8 protein-coding genes are annotated in these 8481 nt (G+C 68.2%); 5 read left to right on the forward strand and 3 right to left on the reverse strand.

Annotated features, from left to right (window positions below):
- The coding region (locus tag VKG81_RS05785; RefSeq protein ID WP_324394886.1) for a tyrosine-type recombinase/integrase at nt 1–538 on the reverse strand (538 nt) is incomplete at its 3' end.
- Nucleotides 539–619: 81 nt separating this feature from the next.
- Here VKG81_RS05785 and VKG81_RS05790 point away from each other — a divergent pair.
- Genes VKG81_RS05790 through VKG81_RS05800 form a run of 3 tightly spaced genes read left to right on the forward strand, consistent with a single transcriptional unit; the run spans nt 620 to nt 5025 of the window.
- The gene (locus VKG81_RS05790) at nt 620–1783 is read left to right on the forward strand and encodes an alpha-hydroxy-acid oxidizing protein (protein ID WP_324394887.1); all 1164 of its coding nucleotides are present in this window, start codon (nt 620–622) and stop codon (nt 1781–1783) included.
- Between the two features lie 15 nt (nt 1784–1798).
- Nucleotides 1799–3781 carry a phosphotransferase gene (locus tag VKG81_RS05795; RefSeq protein ID WP_324394888.1) on the forward strand — a complete coding sequence of 661 codons (1983 nt, stop codon included), beginning with the start codon at nt 1799–1801 and terminating at the stop codon, nt 3779–3781.
- Nucleotides 3778–5025, forward strand: a complete 1248-nt coding sequence (locus VKG81_RS05800; protein ID WP_324394889.1) for a chloride channel protein — start codon at nt 3778–3780, stop codon at nt 5023–5025. Before VKG81_RS05795 ends, VKG81_RS05800 begins: the two co-directional genes overlap by 4 nt.
- A 37-nt stretch (nt 5026–5062) precedes the next feature.
- Here the strand turns inward: VKG81_RS05800 and VKG81_RS05805 are convergent, their stop codons facing one another.
- Nucleotides 5063–5953 (reverse strand): SCO6745 family protein, encoded by an 891-nt coding sequence (locus VKG81_RS05805; protein ID WP_324394890.1) that lies wholly within the window; start codon nt 5951–5953, stop codon nt 5063–5065.
- Between the two features lie 51 nt (nt 5954–6004).
- On the opposite strand from VKG81_RS05805, the gene VKG81_RS05810 reads away from it, so the two are divergent.
- Together VKG81_RS05810 and VKG81_RS05815 are read left to right on the forward strand one after the other, a co-directional pair.
- Nucleotides 6005–6508 carry a gluconokinase gene (locus VKG81_RS05810; protein ID WP_324394891.1) on the forward strand — a complete coding sequence of 168 codons (504 nt, stop codon included), beginning with the start codon at nt 6005–6007 and terminating at the stop codon, nt 6506–6508.
- A complete protein-coding gene (locus VKG81_RS05815; protein ID WP_324394892.1) occupies nt 6505–7893 on the forward strand; it encodes a gluconate:H+ symporter in 1389 nt (462 codons plus the stop codon). The genes VKG81_RS05810 and VKG81_RS05815 overlap by 4 nt, the downstream gene beginning before the upstream one ends.
- A gap of 6 nt (nt 7894–7899) precedes the next feature.
- On the opposite strand, the gene VKG81_RS05820 is transcribed toward VKG81_RS05815, so the two are convergent.
- Complete coding sequence (locus VKG81_RS05820) at nt 7900–8388, reverse strand: RDD family protein (RefSeq protein ID WP_324394893.1); 489 nt, start codon at nt 8386–8388, stop codon at nt 7900–7902.
- Between the last annotated feature and the right edge of the window lie 93 nt (nt 8389–8481).

An 8481-nucleotide genomic window follows, 5' to 3' on the forward strand; every position in this document is an offset into this window, starting at 1 on the left:
TTCCTTTGCCGCCCTTACCCCGGCGCACAGTGGCAAGGCCATGGTCAAGGTCCACGTCGGCCAGTTGCAGCCCGACGACCTCGCCCGCGCGCAGACCCGTTTCGGCCATCAGCCGCACAATCGCCTCGTCGCGGCGGTCCCGCAGATCCTTGCCGGCGCATGCTCGGATCAACGCCTTCAGTTCGTCGTCGGTGAGCGCGTGGACGACTTTGTGGTCCTGTTTCGGCGACCTCAGCCCCAGCAGCGGGTTGGTATCTAGTTCGCCCTCGCTGACCAGCCACACGGCGTACCGCTTCAGCGCCTTCTGTCGCGATAGCGCCGTTGCCGCCTCAGCGCCCTGGTCCAACAGGTCGGCCACGAACGCCTGCACGGTCGTCGCGGTCAGTTCGGGTTGGGTGTCCGTGGTCTGACACCAGCGGAGGAAAGCCTGCACCCCCTCGGTGTAGGACTTGATTGTCTTAGGGGACTTGCGTTCGGCGCGCATTGCCAACTGCCACGAGGGCAGCAGCGCCGCAAGGTCTGGCAAAGTTTGGGCCATAGCGATATTTTGACATACAACGCTGTGCCGCTCTGGTATCTTGGCGATGTCTGGGAAGTGCCCAGTTAGAAGGCGAAAACCATGGTCACGCCGTTCGGCAACTACCAGTACGAGATCTACCTGAAGGGGATGGCCGGCGAGACGCCGCGATTCCCGATGACCTGGGCCGGGCTGGAGGCCGCCGCGTCGGCGGCGATGGACGCCGGCGCACACGGTTACGTGTTCGGCAGCGCCGGCACCGAAGACACCGAACGCGAGAACCGTGCAGCGTTCGGACGGTACCGGATCGTGCCGCGGATGCTGCGCGACGTGTCGGTCCGCGACATGCGCACCGAAATCTTGGGCGTCGAGCACAACGCGCCGGTGCTGCTGGCCCCGGTCGGCGTGCAGTCGATCATCCACCCCGACGGCGAACTGGCGTCCGCCCGGGGCGCGGCCGCGGCCGGCGTCGGGTATGTCGCATCGACCGCCGCTTCGTATCCGATGGAGGAGATCGCCGCGGCAGCCGGCGACGCGCCGCGGTTCTACCAGCTGTACTGGCCGAAAGATCCCGAGCTGGCCGCCAGCTTCGTGCGCCGTGCCCAGGCCGCGGGCTACCGCGCGCTGGTGGTCACGCTCGACACCAACCTGCTGGCCTGGCGCCCGCGCGATCTTCAGACCGCCTACCTACCGTTCCTGCAGTCGGTCGGGATCGCGAATTACCTGTCGGACCCGGTGTTTCGCGCGGCGCTGCCCGCGCCGCCCGAGGAGAACCCCACCGCGGCGGTGTTGCACTTCGTCAGCGTGTTCAGCAACCCGGCGGTCACCTGGGACGATCTCGACACGCTGCGGTCGCTGACAGCGATGCCGATCCTGCTCAAGGGCGTCCTCCATCCCGACGACGCCCGGATGGCCCGGGACCGCGGCGTTCGGGGGGTCGTCGTGTCCAACCACGGCGGCCGGCAGGTCGACGGCGCGATCGCCGCGCTCGACGCGTTGCCCGACGTGGTCGACGCGGTGGGCGACGAGCTGACCGTGCTGTTCGACAGCGGAATTCGCAGCGGCGCCGACGTGGTCAAAGCGCTCGCGCTCGGCGCTCGGGCGGTGCTTCTCGGCAGGCCCTATCTGTGGGGGCTGGCCCTCGGCGGTGGCGAGGGTGTGCAGCAGGTGATCCGGAATCTGCTCTCCGAAGTGGACCTGACACTGGCGCTTTCGGGTCATGCGTCCCCGCGCACGCTGAATCGTGGTGTGCTGCGCCGCCGCTGACCCTAGGGTCAACTCATGCAAACCGACCAGAGCACGATCGCCGGCCCCGATGACCTGACCAACGGGTGGCTGACCAGCGTGTTGGGCGCGCCGGTGTCGGGCTTCCGCATCGAGCGGATCGGAACGGGCCAGATGAGCGAGTGTTACCGCGTCACGCTGGATTACGACGTCGGTGTCACGGCTCCCGCGTCGGTGGTACTGAAGGTCGCAGCCGCAGATCAGATGAGCCGCCAGACCGGTGTGGCACTCGGCCTCTACGAACGCGAGGTGCGGTTCTACGCCGAGGTGGCGCCGAGGCTGTGTGGTCCGATCGCGCCGTGCTATCACGCATCGTTCGACGCCGCCGAAGGCACCTTCGCGCTGCTGCTCGGCGACGCGGGTCCCGCCGACGTCGGTGACGAGATCGCCGGGACGACGCCCGAACGGGCGCGGCTGGCCGTCACCGAACTGGGGCGGCTGCAGGGCCCCGCGATGGGCGACCCCAACCTTGCGGGTGCGCACTGGCTGAACCGGGAGCCACCGGTCAATCAAGGCCTCTTGGCGCAGCTGTACGCCGGTTTCATCGAGCGCTACGGCAGCCGGATCGCGCCTGGCCACAAGGTCGTCTGCGATCGCCTGGTGGCCGGCTTCGACGCCTACCTGGCCGCCGGCCAGGGCCCGCAGGGCCTGGTCCACGGCGACTACCGCCTCGACAACCTGCTGTTCGGCAAGCCGGGCGCCGACCGCCCACTGACCGTGGTCGACTGGCAAACGGTGACATGGGGGGCGGCGATGACGGACCTGTCGTACTTCCTCGGCTGCGCGCTGCCGTCCGACGTTCGCCGCGCGATCGCCGATGAGTTGCTGGCCGCCTACCACGACGCATTGGGTCCCTCCGCTCCGGTCACGTTGGGCCAGGTCCGCGACGGCGTGCGACGGACAAGCTTCTTCGGCGTGATGATGGCGATCGTCTCGCCGATGCTGGTCCGGCGAACCGATCGCGGCGACGAGATGTTCATGGTGATGATCGAACGGCACTGTCAGCATGTGCTCGACACAGACGCGCTGGCTTTGTTGCCGGAAACTGTCGTGGCGCAACCGCTTCAGCCGCAAGCGGCCGACGAGTCCGCGCATCCGGCCGGCGCCGCGCCGATGTGGAACGAAAGCTGGTACGCCGACTTCGCGGACCCGCGTCAGGGCGTCGGCGGCTATGTCCGGCTGGGTCTGACACCGAACGAAGGCGTGGCGTGGTTCACCGCGCTGTTGTGTGGTCCGGGTCGGCCGACCGTCGCGGTCATCGACTTCGCCGCGCCGTTGTCCGACGATCCCTTCTCGCTGGTCACTGACCGCTTCGAGTTCACCCACTCGGCCCCGGCGCCGTTGCAGACCTACCGGGTCCGGCTGGGCGGGCGCGGCGAGGCTTTCGACGATCCCGCCGCGCTGCTGCGGGGCGAACACGGGCGCGACATCGACGTCAGCATGGACCTGGAGTGGACGACCGCCGGCACGCCCTACCGGTACCGGGTCACGACCCGCTACGAGATCGCCTGTGCGGTATCCGGAACGGTGAGCGCGGGCGGGCAGCGGATTCACTTCGACGCGGTGCCCGGCCAGCGCGACCATTCGTGGGGGGTGCGCGACTGGTGGAGCATGGACTGGGTCTGGAGCGCCCTGCACCTTGACGACGGGACCCACCTGCACGGCCTGGATTTGCGGCTACCCGGCGCGCCGCCGATCGGCATCGGCTACGTGCAGGAGCCGGCCAAGCCCCTGACCGAACTGCAAGCCGTCACTTCGCGAGAAGCGTTCGCCGACAATGGTTTACCGTTGTCCAACACGCTCACGCTCAGCCCCGGCGCGCTGGAGGTCACCGCGGGCATCCTGGGCCATGGGCCGCTGCGCCTCGTGGCGCCGGACGGTCGGGTGTCGCTGTTCGCGCGTGCCTGGGCCACGGTCAGCACCTCCGACGGACGTCGCGGCACGGGCTGGATCGAGTGGAATCGCCATCCGGCACCGTGAGCCGCGCGTGGCGCTACCTCACGTTCGCCGCGGCCATCGTGGTGGCCGGCGTGCTCAGCGGCGTTGCGGGCGGCGCGACGACAGTTCTCGTCCGCGTGATCGAGCACGTCACCTACGGCTACAGCGAGGGACCCCTGCTGGTCGGTGTCCTCTACACCCCCGTCGAGCGGCGCATCGCCGGCCCGGCGATCGGCTGCGCTCTGGCCGGACTGGGCTGGTGGCTGCTGCGGCAACGGGCAACCGTGCCCGGTCTGGGCGAATCCATCCGCCGGGACCGGCCGTTCGACCACAGGCCGATGGCCGTCGACGCGCTGCTGCAGGTGCTGGCGGTGGGGTCGGGCGCCTCGCTCGGCCGCGAGCAGGCGCCCCGGTTGTTCGCGGCGTCGTTCACCGAGCGCGTGATCAGGCGAAGCTCGCTTTCGGTGCTGCAGCGGCGGATCCTGCTGGGCAGCGCGGCGGGCGCCGGCCTGGCCGCGGTCTACAACGTGCCCGCGGCGGGGACCCTGTTCGCGCTCGGCATAGTGCTCAACAGCTGGCGGCCGCTGGCCGTGCTTGTCGCGGTGGCGACGTCGTCGATCGCGACCGTGACGGTATGGCCGCTCAGCCACGGTCAGCCGTCTTTCGTCTGGCCCGACACCGGATACACCTGGAAGGTCCTGCTGTTTGCGATCGCCGCGATGCCGATCGGCATGCTCGTCGGCACGGGGTTCACCTGGATCGTGGACCGCGCCAAGCGGGCTGCGCTGAAAACGTCGTGGCTGCTGATCCCCGCGGTCGGGCTCGCCGGGCTGGTGACCGGCATAAGTTCGATCCGGATGCCGCAGCTGCCCGGCAACGGCAAGAGCATCATCCTGGAAACGTTGTCGGGCGGCGACAAGCTGATTCCGATCGCGGTGGTGGTGCTGCTCAAGCCCCTGCTCACCGCGCTGTTCCTGCGGGCGGGCGCCGTCGGCGGCATGCTCACCCCCGCCCTGTCGACAGGGGTGGCGACCGGGGCCTTCGTGGCGCTGGCGATCAACGAGCTCGGCGGTCACGCCAGCATCCCGACGTTCGGGCTGATCGGCGGCGCCGCGGTGCTCGGAATCACACAGCACGCACCGGTGTTCGCGGCGGTTTTCACCGCCGAGCTCACGCATCCGCCCCCGGCGGTGTGGGTGATGCTGCTGCTGGCGGCCGTGGGCGCCCACGGCATCCATGCGGTCACCGCCCGCCGCGGCCCCGAAAAGGCGCCGGCCGAGCGCTGAAACGTTGCGTATGACGGTCGGTCGCAAACCTGTGACATCACGGCAGGTGGGCGCTACCGTCGTCGAGATCGTGGCGGCCCAGACCCATCGGCGTGTTGGCCGGGATGTCCCCGGCGGCGATGACGAGCCGGGTCAGCGGTGTCAACGCCAGGAACAGCGCCTCCACTTCGCCGTCCTGCAACGCGGTCAGCGCTGACAGGGCAAGCGCATCGGTGGTGTTTTCGATGTGGTCCTTGCATTCGCGTCCTGCGGCCGTCAGCTGCCCGTCGGCGTCGAGCAACCCGCGGTCGACCAACCGCTGCCGGTGCGTATTCCACGAGGCCTCGTCGTAGTGGCGGGTGCGGGCGATGTAGTCTCGCTCCACCCTGCCCGCCGCCGCGTGCAGAACATTGGCTTCCCGGCCCGACACCGCGTTCGCGGTGAGCACTGCGACGTGGCCGTCCCCGCGATGTTCGCGCAGCAGCGTGGCGGCGTGCCACAACACTGCCACGGGCTCGTCCGGCCACGGCAGCGCCGCGTTGGCGGCGAACAGCGGCCTGCCGTCGATGGGGGCGTGCCGCGCCGCCTTCGCCGCCAACTCGGCCGCGACGAGCACGTCGTCTTGGTCGTCGTTGACCCCGCAGCGGCGCAGCGCCGCGACGGCCGAGGCTGCGCGTGCGGCCAGCGCGGCCTCCGGGCCCGCAACCTCCCACGCGGCGGGCAGCGCCTTGGCCACCCGATCCGGGGCGAAGTTGTAGAAGATCGCGGTCACCACCTCGGTCGGCACGATGCCCAGCGGCGCCGACCGCGCCGCGAAATACCCCATCCAGAAGCCGCGGTAGCCCAGTGCGTCCAGCGCTGCGCGAGCCTCCGGGGCGAAGTATGTGACGGCGTGCAGCGGTTCGAACCGATCGAAGAACCGTCGCGCCAAATCGGTTTGTCTGCCCATTTTCTCCAAGTTAGTCACTCGTGGTCTGCCAAATCGGGTACGTATAGCGGCATGCGCGCGCCGATCGTCGTCATGGGGGTGTCAGGATCGGGGAAATCGACGGTCGGGGCGGCGCTGGCGCAGCGGCTGAGGGTACCGTTCGCCGACGCCGACGACTTCCACCCGCCGGCCAACATCTCCAAGATGACCGCCGGTCAAGCCCTTGACGACGACGACCGCTACCCATGGCTGGAGGCGATCGGTGAGTGGCTGGCCCAACATCGCTGCGGCGGTGTGATGAGCTGTTCGGCGCTCAGACGCAAGTATCGCGACCAACTGCGGCGCCATTGTCCCGCAGTCGAATTCGTTCATCTGAGCGGCTCGCCGGAGGTGATCGCGGCTCGGCAGGCAAGCCGGCCCGGCCATTTCATGCCGACCTCGCTGATGGCGTCACAGTTCGCCACCCTCGAACCGCTGGAGCCCGACGAGCCCGGTGTGACGATCGACGTCGCCCAGGACATCGACTCCATCGTCGCAAGCTATTTGGCGCATACCGGCGAGCAGGAGACCGGATGACCTCGGCAACCGTCGTGCTCGCTGCGGGCCAGCCGCAGCCGGTTGCTCCGGGCTGGCAGCTCATTCTCGCCGCGCTCGCCGGCATCGCGGTGATCGTCGTGCTGATCACGATCGTCAAGCTTCACCCGTTCCTGTCGTTGATCTTCGGTTCGGTGACGGTCGGCGCCGTCGCGGCGGAAAAAATCGGCAAGGTGCTGGATTCGTTCGGCGCGGGATTCGGCGAAACCGCAACCAGTGTCGGCATCTTGATCGCGCTTGGCGCGATGTTCGCCAAGCTGCTTGCCGATTCGGGTGGCGCCGAGGAAATCGTCGACACCATCGTCGGACACGCCTCGCCGCGGGCACTGCCGTGGGCCATGGCCCTTGTCGGTGCGATCATCGGCCTGCCGATGTTCTTCGAAATCGGTGTGGTGCTGTTGGTTCCGGTGATTTACCTCGTTTCGCGGCGCTCGCAGCTTCCGCTGATCGCGATCGGCATCCCGGCACTTGCGGGCTTGTCGGCGATGCATGGGTTCGTGCCCCCACATCCTGGCCCGCTCGCCGCGATCGGCCTGTTGAAGGCGGATCTCGGTGTGACGCTGGCGCTGGGCATCGTCGTCGCCGTACCGGCGATCGTGATCGCCGGTCCGTTGTTCGGCAAGCTGGCCGCACGCTGGGTTCCGGTCGGGCCGCCAAGCACGTTCAGCGCTGACGAGTCCGCCGACGAGCGAAAGCGGCGGCCGTCCTTCGGCGTGACGCTGGCCAGCATCCTGCTGCCGGTGGCGTTGATGTTGGGCAAGGCCATCGTCGACATCTTCATCAAGAACGAAAATGCCTTGATCAGGCAGATCTTCGACGTCCTGGGCCGGCCGCTGGTCGCGCTGCTGCTCGCTGTCGTGGTCGGCATGGTCACCCTCGGCCGCGGCGCGGGGATGACTCGTGACCAGATGATGAAGTGCGTCGAGTCGGGTCTACCGCCGGTCGCCGGCATCATCTTGATCGTTGCGGCGGGTGGGGGATTCAAGCAGGTGCTCGTCGACACCGGCATCGGCACGCTGTTGGCCGACTGGGCCAAGACCGTTCACGTCTCGGTGATCCTGCTCGCGTGGCTGCTCGCGGTGTTCATCCGCGTGGCGACCGGTTCGGCGACGGTGGCCACCATCACCGCGTCGTCGTTGATGCTCGGGTTGGTCCAGGGCATGAGCACCGGGCAGGTGTCGTTGGTCGTTCTGGCCGTCGGGGCGGGCTCACTGTTCTTCTCCCACGTCAACGACGCCGGATTCTGGCTTGTGAAGGAGTTTTTCGGGCTGACGGTAGGTCAGACCATCAAGTCGTGGTCGCTGATGGAAACCGTGCTGTCGGTGTCCGGGCTGGGGTTCGTGCTGCTGTTGGGCCTGGTGATCTGAACCCGCTCAGTCCTTGACCACCTGGGTGCCGCCGGCCAGTTCGTCGTGCTTGCCCTGCTTGGTGGGGCTGTTGTGGATCGTGATCGCGATCACGATGTAGGCGATCAAGGCGAGCAGACCGCCGACATAGGGAATGATCGCCAGCAACGTGAACGCGTTGCGGATCGCGGACTGCTGCAGCGACGGTTTGGGGGCGCCGCCGGGGCCGTGGACGCTCAGATTGAACAGCTTCTTGGCCGGCGTCCAGCCCTGCGTCACTTCGAACGCGACGAAGTAGATGAACGTGAGCAGCCCGGAGAACAGGCCCGTGATGAGGATGTCGCCGCTGACGTGGAACAACACGGCGAGCAGGAAGCCGACCAGGCCGACGATGATGCCGTCGATCAGGCGCGCGACGAAACGCAACCCCAGCGGGCCCGGTTGCCGACCGCGGGTCGGTCGGGGAGCCTCGGGGTAGGCGCCCGCATCGCCAGGGTCGAAGTCGCCCGTTGTCATCATTTCGCTCCTTCACCAGCGGCCACGACGCAGCCTTGAGAGAGGCTGCATCATAACGCGCTCCGGCGACGAGCGCCTACCCGAACTTCTTGT

The sequence above is a fragment of the Mycobacterium sp. genome, from assembly GCF_035314905.1.
Lineage (GTDB): Bacteria > Actinomycetota > Actinomycetes > Mycobacteriales > Mycobacteriaceae > Mycobacterium.

What these genes read in the sequence shown, in the direction of transcription:
- VKG81_RS05790 (WP_324394887.1), top strand. Translation starts at nt 620, where the DNA reads ATGGTCACGCCGTTCGGCAACTACCAGTACGAGATCTACCTGAAGGGG.
- VKG81_RS05820 (WP_324394893.1), bottom strand. Translation starts at nt 8,388, where the DNA reads ATGACAACGGGCGACTTCGACCCTGGCGATGCGGGCGCCTACCCCGAG.
- VKG81_RS05815 (WP_324394892.1), top strand. Translation starts at nt 6,505, where the DNA reads ATGACCTCGGCAACCGTCGTGCTCGCTGCGGGCCAGCCGCAGCCGGTT.
- VKG81_RS05795 (WP_324394888.1), top strand. Translation starts at nt 1,799, where the DNA reads ATGCAAACCGACCAGAGCACGATCGCCGGCCCCGATGACCTGACCAAC.
- VKG81_RS05810 (WP_324394891.1), top strand. Translation starts at nt 6,005, where the DNA reads ATGCGCGCGCCGATCGTCGTCATGGGGGTGTCAGGATCGGGGAAATCG.
- VKG81_RS05805 (WP_324394890.1), bottom strand. Translation starts at nt 5,953, where the DNA reads ATGGGCAGACAAACCGATTTGGCGCGACGGTTCTTCGATCGGTTCGAA.